Origin of the sequence: Yoonia maritima (genome assembly GCF_043641945.1) — a bacterium.
Taxonomy (GTDB): domain Bacteria; phylum Pseudomonadota; class Alphaproteobacteria; order Rhodobacterales; family Rhodobacteraceae; genus Yoonia; species Yoonia maritima_B.
On record NZ_JBHZRX010000002.1, the window covers coordinates 357023 to 377743 of the forward strand.

The following is a 20721-nucleotide window of genomic DNA, read 5'->3' on the forward strand; positions in this document are numbered from 1 at the left end:
ACCCGGTCAGATTTCGTCGCTGAAATGCTGCATGACCAGTTTAATCGGGTTCGGCGCCGCCTGCCCCAGCCCGCAAATCGATGCATCTGCCATCGCTGCGCAAAGTTCGGTCAAAAGCGGTTGATCCCAGTGATCGGCCTGCATCAGTTTAACCGCCTTTTCACAGCCAACCCGACAAGGTGTACACTGGCCACAGCTTTCGTCCTCAAAGAAGCGCAGCATATTCAGCGCAGCACTGCGTGCGCTGTCTTGGTCGGACAACACGACAACGGCTGCGGATCCGATGAATGTGCCGTGCGGCTGCAATGTATCGAAATCTAGCGGAATGTCGTTCATCGATGCAGGCAACAACCCCGAGGATGGGCCGCCCGGTTGATAGGCTTTGAACATATGGCCGTCGGCCATTCCGCCGGCGGCACCAATAACGTCAGTAATGGTCGATCCTGCTTCCAACAGATAAACACCCGGGTTGGCGACACGCCCAGAAACCGAATAAGAACGCAGGCCCTTGCGTCCGTTCAATTCATTGCGGTGCAGCACCTCTGGCCCTTCGCGACAGACACGCGCCACCCAAAGTAGCGTTTCGACATTGTGCACTAACGTTGGCCTGTCAAAGATGCCGACTTGCGCCACAAACGGTGGACGGTGACGTGGAATGCCGCGTTTACCTTCGATGCTTTCGATCATCGCGCTTTCTTCGCCACAGATATAGGCGCCGGCCCCGCGACGCAGATCAATGTAACCCGGCGCGACAATACCCGCGTCCTCTAAGGCGGCAATCTCACGGCGCAAAATTTCAAGCACCGCCGGATATTCGTCGCGCATGTAGATAAAACACGTATCGGCCTCGACCGCCCACGCAGCGATCAACATACCCTCAAGCATCAGATGCGGGGTGCGTTCGAGGTAGAACCGGTCTTTAAAAGTACCCGGCTCGCCTTCGTCACCGTTTACCGCCAAATAGCGTGGTCCAGGGTTTGCACGTACAAAGCCCCACTTCTTGCCTGACGGGAAACCCGCGCCGCCTAAACCGCGCAGGCCAGATGATAGTAGTTTGTCTTGGACGGCCTCCCAATCTCCACCGTCGCGTAATTCGCTCAAGACACGATAACCACCGTCGGCAATGTAAGCAGCGTAGGTTTGATATTCTGGGACATGGGCGTGAGTATCATTGGCAGCAATCGCGGCCTGCACCTTATCGACAGTTGCGTGATCAATATGGTTGTGACCGATCTCTAACATCGGCGCGGTATCGCAACGCCCCATACATGGCGCACGCAACACGCGGACTTGGGCAGGGTTCAACCCATCCTCTAGTGCTGCTTTCAATTGCTGCGCCCCTGCAAGCTCGCACGATAGGCTATCGCAGACCCGGATCGTCAATGCAGGCGGTGGCGTGTCGTCTTCTTTGACAATGTCGAAATGTGCGTAAAAGCTCGCGACTTCATAGACTTCGGCCTGTGACAATCGCATTTCTTCGGCCAATGCATACATGTGAGCCGCTGACAGATACCCATAAGCGTCTTGAATGAGATGCAAAAATTCAATCAGCAAATCCCGTCGACGGGGACGATCACCCAAAATCGCTTTGACCTCTGCCCAAGCAGCATCGTCCAACTGGCGACCTTTTGGGGTGTGACGCCCTTTGCCCTTGCCGGATTTCCAGACACCGCTTTGTCCGTCTGCTGCCATTTCATTCCCCTTCGTCGTTGGCAAAAACATATCGTCACGCCCCATGGGCGACCACAAGAAAGCGACGTAACGCGCCAGTTAGCGCCTCACGCCACATTTGAAGTGACGCAACCAAATCACCATGGTACCGATGCCATATGACCCCACAAATGCGCCAATTTGCTATAATTACCTTAGTCCCGGTTGCCTTGCTTGGCATGGCTGCAGTTCAAGGTGGGCTTTGGGTCCTTGCCGCGTTGATCTACCTGACAGGTTTTGCGCGACTTGTTGATAATGCAGTTAAAACTGACAGACCTGCATCCGAATTTTCGGCGGGTACGACGCTGTCTGTGGCGCTGGCGCTGGTGCATTTTGTGCTGCTTGCACTTACCGTGTTTGCCCTTGCTGGCAATGACCACGCCTTGATGGAAAAACTGGGTCTTTTCATCGCTGCCGGGATGTTCTTTGGTCAGGTCAGCAATGCGAATGCACATGAGCTGATCCACCGTGGTAGCCGCGCCCTGCACCGGTTGGGTATGTGGGTTTATATTTCATTGCTATTTGGGCATCACACTTCGGCACATGTTCTGGTGCATCACCGTTATGTCGCCACACCATCAGACCCAAACACATCGCGACGCGGAGAAAGCTTTTACCGCTTTGCATTTCGCGCATGGATTGGATCGTTTCGTCAAGGGTATGCTGCAGAGGCCACACGACTCGCTAAGGTTAACCGTCCAAAGTGGCGCAACCCTTATGTCGTTTATGTGGGTGGGGCCGCTGGATTTATGCTGCTTGCGCTGATGATCAGCCCGAAGGCGCTGATCGCCTATGTCTTGCTGGCGGGCCACGCGCAGATGCAGCTGCTTATGTCTGACTATGTGCAGCATTATGGGCTAATGCGCGCAATGGGTGAAAACGGAAAACCCACCCCCATCGGGCCAGAGCACAGCTGGAACAGCCCGCATTGGTTCACCTCTGCAATGATGCTGAACGCGACCCGGCATTCAGATCACCACGCGCATCCATCACGTCATTACCCTGCCCTCACGATTCCAGATCAGGCGCCGATGCTGCCAAAGCCTCTGCCAGTGATGGGGGCAATTGCTTTGGTGCCCCCAGTTTGGCGCCGCATGATGGACCCGCTCGTCGATAGGATGTCCGATGCTTAAATCGCTGTTTATCCTGCTGATGCTGACTGGCGCAGCCAATGCCCAAGACCGCATGGACGCAAGCACCTTTGAGGCACATGTCGAAGGCCGCACGGTGATCTATGAATACATCGCCAACGGCAACATTGGTATCGAACGCTATTTGCCCGGACGGCGTGTGATGTGGTCATCCAAAGCAGGCATCTGCCAATATGGCGTCTGGTTCGAAAGCAAAGGCGACATATGCTTTCGCTACGACGATGATCCAGAACCCAAATGCTGGACCGTCTATGATGAACCCGGAGGCATACGCGGCGTCTATACGACCCGACCACCGTTCACAGTCATCCGCGAACTGCCCGACCGCGACGACCCGTTGATCTGCAACGATCTGTCTTCATGACACCTAACGCCACCGCGCTTGCCCGTTTTGGCTTAGCAAACCCGGTCCTTACGGATCAAAGCAAGATCGCGACAATCTGGAAGGTCGAACGCAAAGGCCGCCCTGCAGCGCTAAAGATATATCACGATGGCGACAGCAAGGACGAATGGCCCGGCTTTGCACTTCTAGCAAGCCGCAAAGGCAATGGCGCAGTTGAGATTTTTGATACCCACGATGGAATGGCCGTTATGGAATGGCTGGATGGTCCGTCTTTGGGTGATATGTCCCGCACAGGCAATGATGACGAGGCCAGCGCGATTTTAGGAACGACAGCAGCGGCGCTGCATGCCGTCAATGCAGACTGCGACCTGCCGTTATTAACGGACCGGGTCAACGCGCTACTGCAGTTTAGGGCCCAATCCGGCTGGCCCCAGCACACCACTGAAGTGATCCGCGCGGCACAAAGCCTCGCGCACTCAATGATCAAAAACCAACGCAATATCAGACTACTACACGGCGACCTTCACCACGATAACATTCGCCAAGGTACCCGAGGTTACGTCGCCTATGACGCCAAAGGGCTGATTGGCGATCCAGCCTATGATTTGGCGAGTGCATTTCTAAATCCGATGGACGCGCCAGCAAGGGTTGGCTGCCACGCGCGCATGATCAGGATGGCCGCGATCTTGGCCAATACCACGGGAATTTCTGCGAAGCGTTTATTGGATTGGGCCGCAGTCCACTGCGCCCTAACCATAGCTTGGAAAAACGCGCCTGTGCCCGATGTCACCCTGCTTACGACAATGATGGCGGCGCGCGAAGTCAGTCCGCGTTAACTCTTACACGACCATCAGCGAATTCAATTTCAAGTCCACCCACGGCTTGGGCTTGGCGCGTGACAACACCTGCCTCACCGCGCACCACCGCGTACCCCCGCTCGAGCGTCGCTTTATAGCCCAAGGTTTCGCGCAGTCGTTCTAATGCAGCCAGCCGCGCAACACGTTCGGCCTGTTGACGCGACGCACGATCAGATAAGCGCGACAATACCGTTCCTAGGCGTTCAGATTGCCGCGTGACCCGCGCAGCCAACAAGGTTGGTGCCAAACGATCAGAAAGCGCAGTTAAACGGCGCCGATCTTCGGCAATACGGCGGCTTAGGATCGCCGGGCGAAGTGACGCCTCTGACAATTGCAGCCGCTTTTTCGCGGCCGCCGTTTTCAATGCAACAGGAAGCCGTTCGCCAAGATGGTCCAAACGCTGTGCCGGAACATTCAGCAGGCTTTCCGAACTTGGTAGCGCACGCCCCAAATCACGCACTCGCTGCTGTCGCTGCTGAACGCCAGTCGACAAAGCACGGCCAAGACGCGCGCCCTGCTGATCGACCCAAGCAAGCAATTCCATCCGAACCGGCACTGCCAACTCGGCCGCCGCTGTCGGGGTTGGTGCACGATGATCGGACACAAAGTCGATCAGTGTCGTATCGGTTTCATGCCCTACTGCCGATATCAGAGGAATTTGCGAAGCGGCGGCCGCGCGAGCAACGATTTCCTCGTTAAAGCCCCACAGATCCTCTAGTGATCCACCGCCGCGGGCAACTATCAACAAATCTGGCCGGGGCAAAGCACCACCCGGTGTTAACCGGTTGAACCCTTCGATAGCTGCAGCAACGTCAGGCGCACAACGCCGCCCTTGGACAGCCACCGGCCAAACCAACACCTTGCGCGGGAAACGATCACGCAATCGGTGCAAAATATCACGAATAACTGCGCCCGACGGCGAGGTCACCACCCCGATGATTTCGGGCAAATAAGGAAGCGGTTGTTTGCGTTCTGGCGCAAACAACCCTTCGGCAGCCAAGGCCGCCTTTCGCTTTTCCAGCATTGCCATCAAAGCACCAGCACCCGCAGGTGCGATATCTTCGATGATCATCTGATATTTAGACTGCCCCGGAAATGTTGTCAGCTTGCCGGTTGCAACGACTTCCATGCCTTCTTCGGGGCGATGCGCGAGCGCTTGTGCACGGCCCTTCCAAATGACGGCAGACAGAACAGCGCGATCATCTTTTAGATCAAGATATAAGTGTCCTGATCCGGGACGCGAAACGCGCCCAACTTCGCCACGCACGCGAACGTGCGAAAAGCCGCCTTCGATCGCCTTTTTTACTGCCCCAGACAGTTCTCCAACTGAAAACTCCGGCGTGTTATCCGCCGGTCCATCATCAAACAGGTCCATCAGCTTTCCTTTGGTGTCGAGTTTTGCAGCGGCAAGGATGAGTATTTCCACTGCAAGAATGCGCTGCCTGTGATGACCATCGCGCCGAAAAATGCAAACAGAAACGACGAAAATATCATCGACAACGCAAAGGCGGCAAAGCCAACAGCCCACATCAAAAACTGCGATAGGCGCACAAGGCCGTCATCCGGATCGGGCCAGTACTGCACCTGTGGGCGACCAAATTCTTGCGCGTAGTAGTCCAAAGTCAGCCCATATGCTGGGTCATCTTCTAGTGGCGGCAAATCGTCGGCGCGGTGAATCGTGCGACCGATGACCCTTGGACAGAAGTCTTCGAAATAGGCGCGGTGATCTGCGATATGCAAACGCCATACTTGGTCCACAATCGGCGAGGGAGTCAGATCTTCGCCCGTACTACCGATCAGGTACATGAAGCGACGGTATTCCTCGACCATCGTGTAGCAAACATCGACCGAATGACCTGTCGCGTCCTCAAGTTGGTCAACCAGCGAACGCGACAATGGGCGTTCGTGAAAGCTATAGCCTTCAAGACGATGCCAAAGCCTGCGATCCCGCTTTTCGTAGTTCATCTGCGGCCCTTTCAGCACTTTGGGTGTAAAATTAGCGCGTTAGGCAACAAAAGGCCAAGCAGAAATCAGAAAACGCGCGGATAAGCGGATTCTGTACACTTGTGATCAGACCCGTCCAACCGTAGAACCGCGCAAAGACACCAACGCATATGGGGCAGTGATGAACATTTTGATTTTGGGCAGCGGCGGACGTGAACATAGCTTGGCTTGGGCCGTCAAACAAAACCCCAAATGTGATCGCTTGATCGTTGCGCCGGGGAACGCCGGTATCGCTGCAATCGCGGAATGTGCGGATATCAATATCCTTGATGGCGACGCGGTTGCCACCTTCGCCGAAGAAAACGCGATTAGCTTTGTCATCGTCGGACCAGAGGCCCCGCTTGCCGCTGGTGTCGCTGACCGGCTGCGCTCGGCTGGACTGCTGGTATTCGGTCCCAGCCAAGAAGCCGCGCAGCTTGAGGCATCGAAATCATTCACCAAAGCTATCTGTGATGCGGCCAACGCGCCAACTGCTGCTTATGCGCATTTCACAGACGGCGATGCCGCACGCGACTATATCCGCGCCCAAGGTGCCCCTATTGTCGTCAAGGCGGACGGACTTGCTGCTGGTAAGGGCGTGATTGTCGCCATGACAGAAGATGAAGCCCTCGCTGCGATTGACGACATGTTCGACGGTAGCTTTGGCGATGCCGGTGCCGAGGTCGTGATCGAAGAATTCATGGAAGGCGAGGAAGCATCATTCTTTGTCCTATGTGACGGAAAAACGATTCTGCCTGTGGGCACTGCCCAAGACCACAAACGTGCCTACGACGGCGACACCGGGCCAAACACTGGCGGCATGGGCGCCTATTCCCCTGCCCCGGTCATGACGGACACGGTCACCCAAAAGGCGCTAGATGAAATCATTCAACCAACCATGGATGAGATGGCAAAGCGCGGCACACCATTCCAAGGTGTTCTATTTGTGGGGCTGATGATCAAAGACGGGCAGCCACGTCTGGTCGAATACAACGTGCGCTTTGGTGATCCAGAGTGCCAGTGTCTGATGATGCGATTGGGTGGCCAGATTCTTGACCTGCTGCAGGCCTGCGCCGAAGAACGCCTTGATCAGGTTCAGGCAAACTGGGCAGACGATCACGCGCTTACCGTTGTCATGGCTGCAAAGGGATATCCAGGCGCATACGAAAAAGGCACTGTGATCAAGGGACTTGAAACCCAACCCGAAGACAGTTCCCACATGGTATTTCACGCTGGGACGACCGAAAAAGATGGCCAGATCACAGCTACTGGTGGTCGTGTCCTAAACATTACAGCACGTGGTGCCACCTTGGCTGAGGCGCACGAGCAAGCCTATGCGATGGCGCAGAATGTGGATTGGGATCAAGGATTCTACCGGTCCGACATCGGTTGGCGCGCACTTTAGATACGGCTGCGCCGACGGTAGATACGAAGGGGTTAATACGCTTACCCCTTTCGTATCAGACGGCCTCCGAAAGGCCTGAGAATTATTTAACATTCCGATAGTGAAATGCAAATTTCATCGATATTGCTATTTACAGCAATGGTTCAGGTATCTATTGCCTGCAATCGTAGATAGCGATATTAATAGATATACAAGCTACAGTTGCATATATTATCACTGTCGTGAGGTTAGAATGTCTTGTCGGATTATGAGTTGTGCGCTGGTTGCTGCACTAATTTCTACAACTGCGGGGGCTGATTGTTTCGAACGCCCGGATCGAATTTCGATTCTGCTTGGATCAGAGCATGTGAACGCCACGACTGATTACACCGAGTTCAACCCCGGTGTATTTTTGTCATGGGACTGCGAAAGCATTATTCTTACTGCTGGCGTGTATACAAACAGCTTTGGGGATGCCTCTCCGTCGGCTCTTGTGTCCTACCCCATTATCGAAACAAACGATGGTAGCTTAGCCGCCTTTGCCGGAGCGAGCTATTTCCCTGACGTTGAAGGTTTGGACTTAGGGTATTCTGGGAACGTCGTTCCACTCATGGGGATGCAGCTGAATTACAAAAACACCTTCGTACAAGTGCTGCCCGGTGTCGAAGACAGCTTTGATCTACTGATCACCGCGGGCCTTCGCTTTCACTTAAATTAATCACAAAAGCCGCACTCACTAGAGCGCGGCTTTTTTGTTAGATTTACTTGACGCTTACGCGGCGCGACCAACCAATACCGATGTGATCTCTTCGCCGGCAACAGATTCCTCGCTACCTGCAACGGCAGCAAATTCACGTGTCAGGCGCTCAAGCGCTGCTTCATAAAGCTGACGCTCAGAATAGCTTTGCTCGCGCTGGTCGTCTTGACGGTGCAAGTCGCGCACGACCTCTGCAATCGCAATCAAATCACCCGAGTTGATCTTCTGTTCGTATTCTTGTGCACGGCGTGACCACATAGCCTTTTTGACTTTGGCCTTACCTCTTAACGTTTTCATCGCGTGTGACACCACATCTGGGGTCGCCAACGCGCGCATACCAACTTCGGTTGCTTTGTGCGTAGGTACGCGTAGTGTCATCTTGTCCTTTTCGAACGAAATGACAAACAGCTCGAGCTCAAACCCGGCTACCTCTTGGGTCTCAACCGATACAATTTTGCCAACCCCATGTGCAGGGTAGACAACAAATTGCTCAGGGCTGAATTCACTTTTCTTCTTACTCATGGTCGTCCTTTCTTAATGATCCAACGGCGACAATGACGACAAAAAATCCGGCGGAGACTTTACGTCACCGTCGGCGATATCGTCTGTGTCATAGGATCAATTTGTTCGCAGCATTAGCGTTATCATATCATAAAAACGCCACATCTAAAAGCGCCGCATTGCAGCGATAAAAACGTCAATGAAATCAGGCAATTTGGCAGCCGTATTGCGCCGAATCAGCCGCCTTCGCCGGGCGCTTCAGAAAGCAGCTCTAGCTTGCCTTCTTTGCCATCCATTTCCTCGGCTGTGGGCAATGGATCTTTTTTGGTCACGATCACCGGCCACATCTCGGAATACTTGCGGTTGAACTCAACCCATTTTTCCATGTCCGGCTCTGTGTCCGGACGGATCGCATCTGCGGGGCATTCAGGTTCACACACACCACAGTCGATGCATTCATCAGGATGGATGACCAATGTATTCTCACCCTCGTAGAAGCAATCTACGGGGCATACTTCAACGCAATCTGTGTACTTACACGCGATGCAATTTTCGGTGACAACATAGGTCATAGGCACGTTCCACTTTGTATCAAAGGCCTAGCTAGGACAGTGCGCCCGATCATTCAAGGTCAATTGAACCGTCTATGCTGCGATGCGTCATCATATCCCGGCGATCCTTCTTTGTTGGACGCCCTTTCCTATCACCGCCCGGATTATAGGGACGACGTTCTACGACAGGTGACATATCTTCATAGAGTGTTTGCGCTTCGGGCGCAGGGCCGCGTCGCTCACCACAACCAAGGATTCGCACGACCTTTGTTGCGTCGGCCTGCGTGAACGTCAAAACGTCACCGGGCCCAACAGCGCGGGCTGGTTTGCTGACGGGTGTTCCGTCAACACGTACCTTTCCAGAAGTAACCACCCCGGCAGCAAGGCTGCGCGATTTGAAAAACCGCGCATGCCACAGCCATTTGTCTAGCCGGATCGTTTGCCGGGGTTGGTCGGTCAATCCTTTTTGAACCCTGCCAGTGCGGCTGCAAACGGGTTGTCAGGATCAATCGCTTTTTCGCGCTTTGGCTTGGCAGCGAAGGTTTGTGGTTTGTTACCACCCTGCTGCTTACCTTTGCCCTTACCCTTGGGCTTGCCTTTACCGCGTGGGCGGTCGTTTTGCGGACGCGCAGGGCGTGCAGCACGGCCACCCCACGTGAAGGTGTAAAACACTTCCATCTCTGGGCCGGTTTCTTCGGCAGGTGCGGCAGGTTCTGCTTCTGCAGTAGCAGCTGGCGCGGCCTCTGCGTCAGCAGAATCAGCGGCAGGTGCTGCTTTCACTTTTTCACGCTCAGCTTTTTCGGCTTTGTAGCCAAGTCCGCTCATCAGATCAGCGAACTGTTCAAGCGTCATACCTGTGATCGACAACATGTCAGGATTTGCTTCAAACCCGCCACGGCTGTCTTTGTCACGCAGCATATCGGCCAGACGTTCCAGCATATCGATACGAATCGCACGCTCGCCGGCAGCACGGTAGCCTGACATCGCATAGTAACCCGGCACCGCATCTTTGGCGGCAGGTACAGTCACCAGACCCGGTGGTGGGCTTTCTGGAAATTCTTGCAGACCTTTGGCCAGCGACCAAAGAACCAAACGCAGACGTGTCGGCGCAGGCTTTAGCAAAAGCGGCTGGAAGATCGTGAACTGACCAAAGCGAACGCCATGCTTGCGCAGCGAACCGCGTGCATCTTGATCAAGCGCTTTGACTTCATCGGCAACTTCACCACGTGGGATGATGCCAAAACCTTCGGCCATCCGGTAGGCAAAGCCTTTTGCCGTACCTGTCAGCGTTTCATCGTTTTTCAACGCAAGCAGACCCTCAAAGCCCGCTGCGATTTTACGATCAATGAAATGCTGTAGACGGCGCTGCACCTTTGCAGCAACGTCTTCGCCGGCCTCGTCATCAACAAAAGCAGTGACACCCGGTTTGAACGGATCAGATCCGGCAACGAGTTTACCTACCGCATGGTCGCCCCACATAAGGCCACCCTGTTCGGTAAAATCAATCTCGGGGTCTGGTGCGTTATAGAACCGGTCGGCAAGCAGGTGGAACTGTGGAACCAGCGCCTGTACTGACGCCTGACGCAATGTCTTGGCCTCATCTGGGCTACCAGCCTTATCCATCCGAAAGCGGAATCCTTCCAACCGTCCGACGAATTCGCCCTCTACGGTTACTTCACCTTTGTCGTTTACGTCAGCCAAAAGGCTCTCCTTCTGTTTGAGCCGCCGAAGCAAAATGCTTGTCCGCCGGTCCACAAATCTTTGCGTTAGCGCGCCGTGAAGCGCGTCTGATAGTCGGTCTTCTACAGCGCGCGTCTCCTCGCGCCAATGGTTTTCGTCACGCAACCAACCGTTGCGCTGTGCAACATACGTCCACGTGCGGATGTAGGCCAGCCGTTTTGATAGGATATCAATGTCCCCGTCCGTGCGGTCAATGCGTCTGACCTGTAGACCGAACCAGTTGGCGGACACATGCCCAAGCTGATGCAAGTCGTTATAAATATGCGTCAAAAGGCTGGCATGTTCACCCGAAGAAATCCCACGAAAGTCCGGCACGCGGCAGACGTCCCATAGCAGTTTGACTGAGGGACCATCGGTCGCACGTGCGGCGACCTCTGGATCACCACCCAGTGTCTTTAACGCCTTAAGGTCATCGCTTTCGCGAACGCGGGTAAGCCAGCGATCATTCGTGCGTTCTTCTAAGGTGGATATCAGCCGTTTTACGGACCCGAACTGCAAACGGCTGTTGCGCCACTGCAGTTTCGTTACTGGGCTGAACTTGTGTTCTGTTATCGCTTCGACAACCGCATCGTCCAGCGGAGGTGCCTCGCCTGTTACGCCAAAAGTACCGTTTTCCATATGGCGGCCTGCCCGCCCTGCGATCTGCGCCAGCTCCTGCGGCTGCAAATGGCGCATGCGGTGGCCGTCAAATTTAATCAACGATGAAAACGCGACGTGGCTGATATCAAGGTTCAGCCCCATCCCAATGGCATCTGTTGCCACCAGATAGTCGACATCGCCGTTTTGGTACATTTCCACCTGCGCGTTGCGCGTGCGCGGTGACAACGCGCCCATGACAACGGCGGCGCCACCTTTCGTGCGGCGCAAGAGTTCAGCGATTGCATACACATTTTCGACTGAAAACCCGACGATCGCAGACCGCGCAGGCATTCGGCTTAGCTTTTTCGAACCTGTATAGGTTAACTGCGACATGCGTTCGCGGTACATAAATTGCGCTTCGGGAACCATGGCAGCGATTGCACCGCGCATCGTATCAGCACCCATAAACAGGGTTTCATGCAGGCCACGCGCATTCAACAAGCGGTCTGTAAAGACGTGACCACGTTCGGGATCGGCACAAAGCTGGATTTCATCAATGGCAAGGAAGTCGCAGCCCATTCCCTCGGGCATAGCCTCGACGGTGCAGACCCAATAGGCCGCACGCGGCGGCACAATACGTTCCTCGCCCGTGATCAGCGCGACAACGCCGGGACCCCGTTCTGCGACGATACGATCATAGACCTCGCGGGCAAGCAGCCGCAATGGCAGGCCGATCACACCTGTCCGATAAGACAGCATGCGTTGAATGGCATAATGGGTTTTGCCAGTGTTCGTCGGGCCAAGAACGGCCGTAATCCGCGCGGTGGTCATGGTTTTCCTCAGGACTTGCCCGCGCCTTAAAGCGCTTGCCCCTCTAGTTGCAACTGCAAACGCGCAACGGCGTCTTTTGTCGCGACGGACTGCGGGTTGATTTCAAGAATCATTTTGTACAGTTCCAGCGCATCTTCGGGGCGGTTCAACTCTTCCATGATCACGGCCAAACCGTCGATCGCTTGAAAATGGCGCGGCTCAATATCCAGCACGTGGCGCACGTCCTCTAAGGCAGGGCCTGTCATACCAAGCAAATAGTACGACGTCGCGCGCCCAAAGTACCCACCCGCAAAATGCGGAGCGTGATCGACGAGTGCCGAAAAATGTTCAACAGCAGCATCTGTTTGACCATCGCGCAACGCGTCCTGACCACGGCGCAATAGCAAATCCATCGCAGGTGACCCGCTTTTTTCCCACTGTGCGACAATTTGCTGCTCAATACGCGCGTAAGAACCCTCATCTGCCTCGAGCAGCTCTTGATATAAGTTATTCAGCGTCGTTTCCTGCGCACCAGCAGGTAAGGAAATCCCCACTGCCAAATAAAGTGCCGTAACGATACGTTTGATGCGATGTGTCAGCGTAACCATAACAACTAATGTAACGCAGAACGCGGCCAACACCAGAGGTCGGCCGCCACATCAACGAAGAAGGACGAAAAAACATGAGCGATGTTGTGACCGAGGCCGTAGCTGCCCTGAACGCAAAGATGGACGGCGCAGGCTTTGACGGCTCTGCCAAATTTGTAATCGAAGGTGAAGGTTCAATCATCATCGATGCAGACGGCGCGCGCGCAAGCGACGACGACGCAGACGTTTCTTTGACCGCTGACACCGAAACATTCAAAGCGATTCTTGACGGCGAACTGAACCCAACAACGGCATTCATGACCGGAAAACTGACTGTCGATGGCGACATGGGTCAGGCGATGAAGCTTTCTAGCGTACTGGGTTAACGATGGAATCAGCACCTCTTTTTGACGACATTGCAAATGGTCCTGCGGGGGGTGCTGCCCATTGGCTACGAACAACTGATGGGCTGCGCATTCGCGCGGGCCATTGGAAGAAAAAGGATGCCAAAGGCACCGTACTGATCTTTCCTGGTCGCACCGAATTTATCGAAAAATACGGACGCGCGGCAAAGGCATTGCACGAACGCGGCTTTGCTAGCGTTGTCGTCGATTGGCGTGGTCAGGGCATTTCTGATCGCATGACGGCGAACCGGGCAATTGGCCACGTCGCTCGTTTCCCTGACTTTCAGCATGATGTTGCGGCACTTGTGGCCTATGCAAAGGCCCAAAACCTGCCAAAACCCTATTATATGATTGCCCATTCAATGGGTGGCTGCATTGGCCTCCGCTCTTTGATCAATGGACTTGATATCAAAGCTGCGATGTTCTCAGCGCCGATGTGGGGCATTCAGATGTCTGTTGCCCTGCGCCCTATTGCATGGGGGCTTTCGACAGTAAGTAGGCATCTTGGGTTTGATGAAACTCTTGCACCCGGACAATTTGAAAAACCTTACGTTTTGCGCGCCTCGTTCGAGGGCAATACGCTAACGAATGACCGCGACATGTACGAAACACTGGGACAACAGCTGCGCTGTCATCCTGACCTAGCGCTTGGTGGTCCGTCATTGCGTTGGCTAAATACATCCTTGCGTGAGATGCACCGCCTTAGCGCGCTTCCGTCGCCTACGAACATCCCATGCCTCACCTTTCTTGGAAGTAACGAAGCTATCGTTGACCCAGTGCGCATCCGCGACCGCATGGCAAATTGGCCGAACGGCCAATTGCGCGTCATTTCCGGCGGCCAACACGAGATGATGATGGACAGCCCTGCTATTCAGGCAAGCATCTTTGATGCGACAGCGTCCCACTTTGAAGCGACATCGAACGCCAAAGTCATCGCCTAACGATCAAACCTTTGAACATGTTGGGGGCTTTCAACTGCCCCGGCACATACCTATGTTGTGCGCAAACAACCGTTCAGAGGTATGATATGAAGTTCCCACAGCCCGTATTCGACGCAAACGCCATTGGCGGAAAAGACTTGGGCAATCTGCCTGAGTGGGATTTGAGCGATCTTTACACAAGCGAAGACGCACCCGAACTGACGCGCGATATGGGCTGGCTCGAAACCGAATGCGCCGCATTTGCGAGTGATTATGAAGGTAAACTGGACACCCTAGACGCTGCAGGGCTTCTGGTAGCCGTTCAGCGGTACGAACAGATCGACGTGATCGCTGGGCGCATCATGTCTTTTGCTGGGCTGCGTTATTATCAAATCACAACAGATAGTGACCGCGCAAAATTCATGGCGGACTGCCAAGACAAGATTACAAATTTCACCACCCCGTTGGTGTTCTACGGCCTTGAATTTAACCGGTTGGATGATGACCATCTTGCCGGGCTATTGGCTGCAAACGACGACCTTGCCTGTTACAAACCTGTGTTCGACCGAATGCGTGCGATGAAACCGCATCAGCTATCCGATGAGCTAGAGAAATTCCTGCACGACCAATCCACTGTTGGGTCTGCCGCATGGAATCGCCTGTTTGACGAAACAATGGCCGGGCTTGAATTCGACGTCGATGGCGAGACCTTGAACCTTGAAGCGACGCTAAACCTGCTCACCGAACAAGACCGCAGCAAACGCGAAGCCGCGACACATGCTTTGGCGAAGGTTTTTCAAGACAACATCAAAATCTTTTCTCGCGTGCACAACACGCTTGCCAAAGAAAAAGAGATCGAAGACCGCTGGCGCAAGATGCCGACCCCGCAAACAGGCCGGCACCTGTCTAACCACGTCGAACCCGAAGTCGTCGAAGCGCTGCGCAACGCCGTGGTCGCCGCCTACCCGCGCCTGTCGCATCGTTACTACGCGCTGAAAGCCAAATGGCTGGGACTTGAGCGGATGCAGACATGGGACCGCAACGCGCCCCTCCCGATGGAAACGACCCGTACCGTTGATTGGGACGAGGCGACAAAAACCGTGTTGGATGCCTACGCGAGCTTTGATCCAAAGATGGCAGAAATCGCACAGCCGTTCTTTGACAAAGGCTGGATCGACGCCGCCGTTAAGCCCGGCAAGGCCCCCGGTGCATTCGCCCACCCTACGGTCACACCAGTGCACCCCTATGTCATGTTGAACTATCTGGGCAAACCCCGCGATGTCATGACACTAGCCCATGAACTGGGGCATGGCGTGCACCAAGTTCTGGCAGCAGAACAAGGCGAACTGCTCTCGTCCACCCCGCTGACACTGGCGGAAACGGCATCAGTGTTTGGTGAGATGCTAACATTCCAGAAACTTCTGGACGGGGCAAAAACCAAAGAAGAACGCAAAGTCCTGCTAGCAGGCAAAGTCGAAGACATGATCAATACGGTCGTGCGTCAGATCGCGTTCTACGATTTCGAATGCAAACTGCACGCAGCCCGCGCCGAAGGCGAGCTGACACCGGACGACATCAACGCGCTTTGGATGTCAGTGCAGGCGGAATCATTGGGTGAAGTCTTTGACTTTGCACCCGGTTATGAAACCTTCTGGGCCTACATCCCGCACTTTGTGCATTCGCCCTTCTACGTCTACGCCTATGCGTTTGGCGACGGGCTAGTGAACGCATTGTACGCCGTCTACGCAGAAGGCGATGCTGATTTCCAAACCAAGTATTTCGAAATGCTGCGCGCGGGCGGATCCAAACACCACAAAGACCTTCTTGCACCGTTTGGCCTTGATGCGTCTGACCCAAAATTCTGGGACAAAGGCCTGTCCATGATCGAAGGTTTCATCGACGAACTTGAGGCAATGGAAGAGTGACATCCGTCACGCTGACGCCGCTCACACCTGCCCTAGCTGACAAGCTACGGCAGGTTACGGTGGCACCTGATCAGGTCGTGTTTTCGGGGCAACCTACTGAAGTCATCGACCTGAACGATCCCGTAATTGATGTGCATGTGATTTTGTCTGACGGCGCAGCCGTGGGCATGTTTCGCATTGATCGCGGGTTTCACAACCACCACCAGTTTGCCGCGCGCAGTATCTTTGGGCTACGAACGTTTCTGATTGATCAGCACAAGCAAGGCCGTGGCATAGCAAAGGCATGTTGTCAGCAGCTCCATTCCTATCTGTCTGCTGCATACCCAAAGGCCGAGGCGATCATGCTCACGGTCAACTTACGTAATCCCGGCGCATATCGCGCCTATGTAAGCGGTGGGTTTATCGATACTGGCGCCCAATACATGCACGGCGGTGCAGGGCCACAAAATATCCTGAAGTTTCAGCTAAAAAAATAGGGGCCGCGCTGGCCCCTATTTGCATCATTTTGTTGTCTTTACCGGACTTTCAGCGTCGCTAGACCGATCATCGCGAGGATCAATGAGATGATCCAGAAGCGGATGACGATCTGCGGTTCGGCCCAACCCTTTTTCTCGTAGTGGTGGTGGATCGGCGCCATCAAGAACACGCGTTTGCCGGTACGTTTAAAGTACAGCACTTGGATAATCACGCTTAAGGCTTCGACGACGAACAGGCCGCCAACCACGGCTAGGACGATCTCGTGCTTGGTTGCAACGGCAATGGCACCCAATGCACCGCCCAATGCAAGCGACCCAGTGTCGCCCATAAAGACCGCCGCAGGTGGCGCGTTATACCACAAGAAACCAAGCCCACCGCCAATAAGCCCGGCACAGAAAATCAGAATTTCACCCGTACGCGGCACATAGTGGACATCCAGATATTCTGTAAAGTCGGTCCGGCCAACCGCATAGGCGATGATCCCAAAGGTCGCGGCGGCGATCATCACAGGCATAATTGCCAATCCATCAAGCCCATCAGTCAGGTTCACAGCATTCGCAGCGCCGACGATCACAACAACCGAAAACGGTACAAACAGAATGCCCAGGTTGATCAGCGTATCTTTGAACACGGGCATGGCAAGCTGGTTGCTTAGGTCATCTGGGTGGTAAGCGGCGGCCCAATATCCGGCAACGCCCGCAATCAAAATACCCAGCAAAATACGCACCTTACCGGATACACCTGCGGTATTCTGTTTTGATACTTTCGCGTAGTCATCAGCGAAACCGATCGCCGCAAATGACAGCGTCACGAACAGAACCATCCATACGAATGGGTTATCAAGCCGCGCCCAAAGCAGTGTCGATGTTGTCAGCGCGCCAACGATCAGCAGCCCACCCATTGTAGGGGTGCCTGCCTTTGCAAAATGTCCCTCGGGGCCATCGTCGCGAATTGGCTGACCTTTGCCCTGCTTGCGACGCAGAACGTTGATTAGGGGCGGCCCAAAGATGAAACCGAACAGCAGTGACGTCATGAACGCCCCGCCCGCGCGGAAGGTGATATAGCGGAACAAGTTGAAAAAATCGCCGCCATCGGAAAGTGACGTAAGCCAATAAAGCATGAGGGAATCCTATTCTTCTTGGGGGCGGCGATGCCCCAGTTTACGGATGGCGTCAACGACCAGACTAATTTTACTGCCAGCCGACCCTTTAACCAGCACAACATCGCCTGCGTCCAACATGCGTGAAACTTGGGGAACAAGGTCGGCGGGGCTTTCGGCCCACAGCCCGCGCTGGTGCTGCGGCAAGGCACGCCACAGATGATACATCAACGGACCGGCACAATGGACTTGATCCATTTTCTGCAAATGACAGTTTTGCGCCAAGGCACCATGCAATTGTGCGGCACCTACTCCCAAACCGCCCATATCCCCAAGGATCACGACGCGCCGTCCTTTGATGATCCGACCTACGTTGTCATGGGGTTCAGAGGCTGCAATGACTTCTAGCGAGGTATCGACAGATGTCGGGTTAGCGTTGAACGCATCATCCAACAGTTCAATCGTTTCCCCATCATTTGCGGGGTCGAGTACAATCCGTTCACGCGTACCGCGTCCGGTCGATGGGGCCCAATGCGCAAGATCAAGTGTAGCCGTAACGGTATCAACGCCCATCGCCGTCACAGCCGCGAGCGCACCAAGCGCGTTTACCGCGAAGTGCCGCCCCGGCACCGAAAGCTTGAACAAATAGTCCTGCCCCTGCCCGTTCGCCAAAATGACGGTCACGTCCCGGCTAAGCCGCACATTTCGTAGCGCCCAATCATTGCCTGCCTTGCCAAAACTGGTGGGCTGGCCTTTGCCCGTGCCTACACGCAAATGCACGGCAGTCTCGTCATAACCGTGAAAGATTGCGACGCCGTCTTTGCCTAGCCCATCAAAGATCGATGCCTTTTCATGCGCGATTGCGGTGATGCTTCCGAATGCCTCTAGGTGTTCAGGGGCAACCCGCGTCACGATGGCCACATGTGGCTGAACAAGTTGCGAAAGCGGGCCAATGTCGCCGGGTCGGCGTGCGCCAATTTTAATCACGGCAAAATCGGCGTCTGGCGGTAGCGTCGCAAGACAAAGTGGTACATCCCATTGGTTTATATAGGAAGCTTGGGGTGCGTGGCATTTACCCTGCCCCGAAAGCATAACGCGCAACATTCCAATGGTAGACGCTTTACCAACCGACCCCGTAACCGCAACAATCTGTGCTTTAGCACGGAACCGCGCTGCACGCGCCAGATCACGAAGCGCCCGGAGCGTATCGGGCACAGTGACAAGCGGCATATCGGCGGACACGCCAGTTGGGGATTCGCATACAATTGCGGCGGCTGCGCCCTTTTCAAACGCCTCGGCGACGTAGTCGTGCCCATCTGCGATATGCTTCAATGCAACGAATAGATCGCCCTTGCGCAACGTGCGCGTATCAACAGAAACACCTGTGGCGGACCAATCGTCAGGGCCATGGCCGCCTGTGGCAGCTACAACATCTTCACCGGTCCAAAGCGTAGTCATATTTTGCCTTCGAGCGCCGCGACAGCCATGCTTGCTTGTTCGACGTCATCAAAGGGTAAAACAGAATCGCCGACGGTCTGTCCTGTCTCGTGGCCCTTGCCTGCAACCAAAAGCGCATCACCGGGACGCAGCATATCAACAGCGCGCAGGATCGCCTCGGCACGATCACCGATCTCGGTCACGTGGTCCGCGCCGCCTGCGTCTAGCGCACCAGCCATGACCGCAGCACGAATTTTCGCTGGGTCTTCTGAGCGCGGGTTGTCGTCAGTGACGATTACAATATCTGCGTTTTGCGCAGCCGCGGCCCCCATCAAGGGACGCTTAGTTGTATCGCGGTCCCCGCCAGCGCCAACAATCGCAATAATGCGGCCCATGACATGCGGGCGCATCGCCGTCAGCGCAGTTTTCACCGCATCAGGCGTATGTGCATAATCAACAAACACCGCTGCGCCGTTTTCGCGTGTCGCAGCAAGCTCCATCCGGCCATGGACCGTACCAAGATGCGGCAAGGTATCAAAAACGTCCGCAGGTTCAGCACCAGCAGCGATAACCAATCCAGCAGCAAGTAACACGTTGTCCGCCTGAAATCCGCCAATCAGACCAAGCCGCACTTGCTGCGCCTTGCCTTGCCACTCAAACAACAAATCTTGTCCGGTTGCATCGAACCGTTGTCCAGTCAGACGCAGGCGCGCCGACGGATGCCGCCCAACGCCAATCACCTCTTGGCCGCGCTCTGTGCAGATTTCAGCGACCTCCGGGCCTTTCGGGTCATCAAGGTTTACGACCGCAACACCGTCCTCAGACAAAACGCGCGTAAATAACCCCATCTTCGCTTCGAAATAGGCCTCGAAGGATTTATGATAATCTAAATGGTCTTGGGTAAAGTTGGTGAAACCTGCAGCTGCAAGAACCACGCCATCCAACCGGCGTTGGTCTAAGCCATGCGATGAGGCCTCCATCGCGACATGGGTGACGCCATGTTGAACGGCCTCAGCCATTACGCGATGCAGTGTAATCGGTTCTGGTGTCGTGTGTTTGAGCGGATGGGCCCAAGCGCCTTCAACGCCTGTCGTGCCTAGGTTCACACCAAACAGGCCCAGTTCCTCCCAGATTTGGCGACAAAAAGTCGAAACCGAGGTTTTACCATTGGTACCTGTCACGGCGACGACCGTACCGGGATGGGCCCCGAACCAAAGCGATGCAGTTTGCGCTAGCGCTTGGCGTGGGTCTTGGGCGACGATTGTTGCAACATTTGACGCGGACAGAACATCAGCGGCAATCTGTGCGCCAGCGGCATCCGTCAACACGGCGCTTGCGCCCAGCTCGATCGCTTTTGCAATAAAATTACCGCCGTGGACCGTGGCGCCCGGCAAAGCCGCAAACAGGTTTCCAGATTTCACGTTACGACTATCTACAGTCAGCCCCGTGATCTGGACCTCGCGTCCGTTTGCCGCCGTCAGCCCCAGTTCAGCCAGTGTTTTCATC

The 20721-nt window shown here is 54.9% G+C and carries 20 protein-coding genes; 9 read left to right on the forward strand and 11 right to left on the reverse strand.

The features are described 5' to 3' along the window. Positions 1-6: 6 nt before the first annotated feature. Positions 7-1692, reverse strand: coding sequence for an NAD(P)H-dependent oxidoreductase subunit E (locus ACHUEV_RS05340; protein WP_394178024.1), 1686 nt, complete (start codon positions 1690-1692; stop codon positions 7-9). A gap of 149 nt (positions 1693-1841) precedes the next feature. Here ACHUEV_RS05340 and ACHUEV_RS05345 point away from each other — a divergent pair, with 149 nt between their 5' ends. The 3 genes from ACHUEV_RS05345 to ACHUEV_RS05355 are packed head-to-tail and all read left to right on the forward strand — an operon-like array spanning position 1842 to position 4040. Beyond that, positions 1842-2843, forward strand: coding sequence for an alkane 1-monooxygenase (locus ACHUEV_RS05345; RefSeq protein ID WP_394178025.1), 1002 nt, complete (start codon positions 1842-1844; stop codon positions 2841-2843). After that, on the forward strand, positions 2836-3225 hold the full coding sequence (locus ACHUEV_RS05350; protein WP_394178026.1) for a hypothetical protein: 390 nt from the start codon (positions 2836-2838) through the stop codon (positions 3223-3225). Before ACHUEV_RS05345 ends, ACHUEV_RS05350 begins: the two co-directional genes overlap by 8 nt. Then, entirely contained in the window at positions 3222-4040 is an 819-nt protein-coding gene (locus ACHUEV_RS05355) for an aminoglycoside phosphotransferase family protein (RefSeq protein WP_394178027.1), read from the forward strand. Before ACHUEV_RS05350 ends, ACHUEV_RS05355 begins: the two co-directional genes overlap by 4 nt. On the opposite strand, the gene xseA is transcribed toward ACHUEV_RS05355, so the two are convergent. Together xseA and ACHUEV_RS05365 are read right to left on the reverse strand one after the other, a co-directional pair. Continuing rightward, positions 4027-5436 carry an exodeoxyribonuclease VII large subunit gene (gene xseA / locus ACHUEV_RS05360; RefSeq protein ID WP_394178028.1) on the reverse strand — a complete coding sequence of 470 codons (1410 nt, stop codon included), beginning with the start codon at positions 5434-5436 and terminating at the stop codon, positions 4027-4029. The two genes, ACHUEV_RS05355 and xseA, sit on opposite strands and share 14 nt — an antisense overlap. Next, on the reverse strand, positions 5436-6026 hold the full coding sequence (locus tag ACHUEV_RS05365; RefSeq protein ID WP_394178029.1) for a glycine-rich domain-containing protein: 591 nt from the start codon (positions 6024-6026) through the stop codon (positions 5436-5438). The genes xseA and ACHUEV_RS05365 overlap by 1 nt, the downstream gene beginning before the upstream one ends. Positions 6027-6186: 160 nt before the next feature. On the opposite strand from ACHUEV_RS05365, the gene purD reads away from it, so the two are divergent. Next, the gene (gene purD / locus ACHUEV_RS05370) at positions 6187-7449 is read left to right on the forward strand and encodes a phosphoribosylamine--glycine ligase (RefSeq protein WP_394178030.1); all 1263 of its coding nucleotides are present in this window, start codon (positions 6187-6189) and stop codon (positions 7447-7449) included. 232 nt (positions 7450-7681) lie between these two features. Further along, positions 7682-8146: a hypothetical protein gene (locus tag ACHUEV_RS05375; protein ID WP_394178031.1), complete on the forward strand. Its 465-nt coding sequence runs from the start codon at positions 7682-7684 to the stop codon at positions 8144-8146. 54 nt (positions 8147-8200) lie between these two features. Here ACHUEV_RS05375 and ACHUEV_RS05380 read toward each other — a convergent pair whose 3' ends face one another. The 5 genes from ACHUEV_RS05380 to ACHUEV_RS05400 form a co-directional block, all read right to left on the reverse strand. After that, positions 8201-8707 carry a CarD family transcriptional regulator gene (locus ACHUEV_RS05380; RefSeq protein WP_394178032.1) on the reverse strand — a complete coding sequence of 169 codons (507 nt, stop codon included), beginning with the start codon at positions 8705-8707 and terminating at the stop codon, positions 8201-8203. 215 nt (positions 8708-8922) lie between these two features. Then, the gene (gene fdxA / locus ACHUEV_RS05385) at positions 8923-9258 is read right to left on the reverse strand and encodes a ferredoxin FdxA (RefSeq protein WP_106356031.1); all 336 of its coding nucleotides are present in this window, start codon (positions 9256-9258) and stop codon (positions 8923-8925) included. 49 nt (positions 9259-9307) lie between these two features. After that, entirely contained in the window at positions 9308-9697 is a 390-nt protein-coding gene (locus ACHUEV_RS05390; RefSeq protein ID WP_394178033.1) for an RNA-binding S4 domain-containing protein, read from the reverse strand. Then, a complete protein-coding gene (locus tag ACHUEV_RS05395; RefSeq protein ID WP_394178034.1) occupies positions 9694-12387 on the reverse strand; it encodes a helicase-related protein in 2694 nt (897 codons plus the stop codon). The genes ACHUEV_RS05390 and ACHUEV_RS05395 overlap by 4 nt, the downstream gene beginning before the upstream one ends. A 26-nt stretch (positions 12388-12413) precedes the next feature. Then, the gene (locus ACHUEV_RS05400) at positions 12414-12974 is read right to left on the reverse strand and encodes a tetratricopeptide repeat protein (RefSeq protein WP_394178035.1); all 561 of its coding nucleotides are present in this window, start codon (positions 12972-12974) and stop codon (positions 12414-12416) included. A 74-nt stretch (positions 12975-13048) separates the two neighbouring features. Here ACHUEV_RS05400 and ACHUEV_RS05405 point away from each other — a divergent pair, with 74 nt between their 5' ends. The 4 genes from ACHUEV_RS05405 to ACHUEV_RS05420 all read left to right on the forward strand — a co-directional run bounded on the left by ACHUEV_RS05405 (position 13049) and on the right by ACHUEV_RS05420 (position 16678). Further along, entirely contained in the window at positions 13049-13339 is a 291-nt protein-coding gene (locus ACHUEV_RS05405) for an SCP2 sterol-binding domain-containing protein (RefSeq protein ID WP_106356039.1), read from the forward strand. Positions 13340-13341: 2 nt separating this feature from the next. Further along, a complete protein-coding gene (locus ACHUEV_RS05410) occupies positions 13342-14298 on the forward strand; it encodes an alpha/beta hydrolase (protein ID WP_394178036.1) in 957 nt (318 codons plus the stop codon). Positions 14299-14384: 86 nt separating this feature from the next. Beyond that, positions 14385-16202, forward strand: coding sequence for a M3 family oligoendopeptidase (locus ACHUEV_RS05415; RefSeq protein WP_394178037.1), 1818 nt, complete (start codon positions 14385-14387; stop codon positions 16200-16202). Then, a complete protein-coding gene (locus tag ACHUEV_RS05420; RefSeq protein ID WP_394178038.1) occupies positions 16199-16678 on the forward strand; it encodes a GNAT family N-acetyltransferase in 480 nt (159 codons plus the stop codon). Before ACHUEV_RS05415 ends, ACHUEV_RS05420 begins: the two co-directional genes overlap by 4 nt. 38 nt (positions 16679-16716) lie before the next feature. Here ACHUEV_RS05420 and mraY read toward each other — a convergent pair whose 3' ends face one another. From mraY to ACHUEV_RS05435, 3 genes are read right to left on the reverse strand one after another with little or no spacing between them, the layout of a single operon-like run. Further along, on the reverse strand, positions 16717-17799 hold the full coding sequence (mraY, locus tag ACHUEV_RS05425; protein ID WP_106356050.1) for a phospho-N-acetylmuramoyl-pentapeptide-transferase: 1083 nt from the start codon (positions 17797-17799) through the stop codon (positions 16717-16719). 9 nt (positions 17800-17808) lie between these two features. Continuing rightward, a complete protein-coding gene (locus ACHUEV_RS05430; RefSeq protein ID WP_394178039.1) occupies positions 17809-19236 on the reverse strand; it encodes a UDP-N-acetylmuramoyl-tripeptide--D-alanyl-D-alanine ligase in 1428 nt (475 codons plus the stop codon). Next, on the reverse strand, positions 19233-20720 hold the full coding sequence (locus ACHUEV_RS05435) for a UDP-N-acetylmuramoyl-L-alanyl-D-glutamate--2,6-diaminopimelate ligase (RefSeq protein ID WP_394178041.1): 1488 nt from the start codon (positions 20718-20720) through the stop codon (positions 19233-19235). The genes ACHUEV_RS05430 and ACHUEV_RS05435 overlap by 4 nt, the downstream gene beginning before the upstream one ends. Between the last annotated feature and the right edge of the window lies 1 nt (position 20721).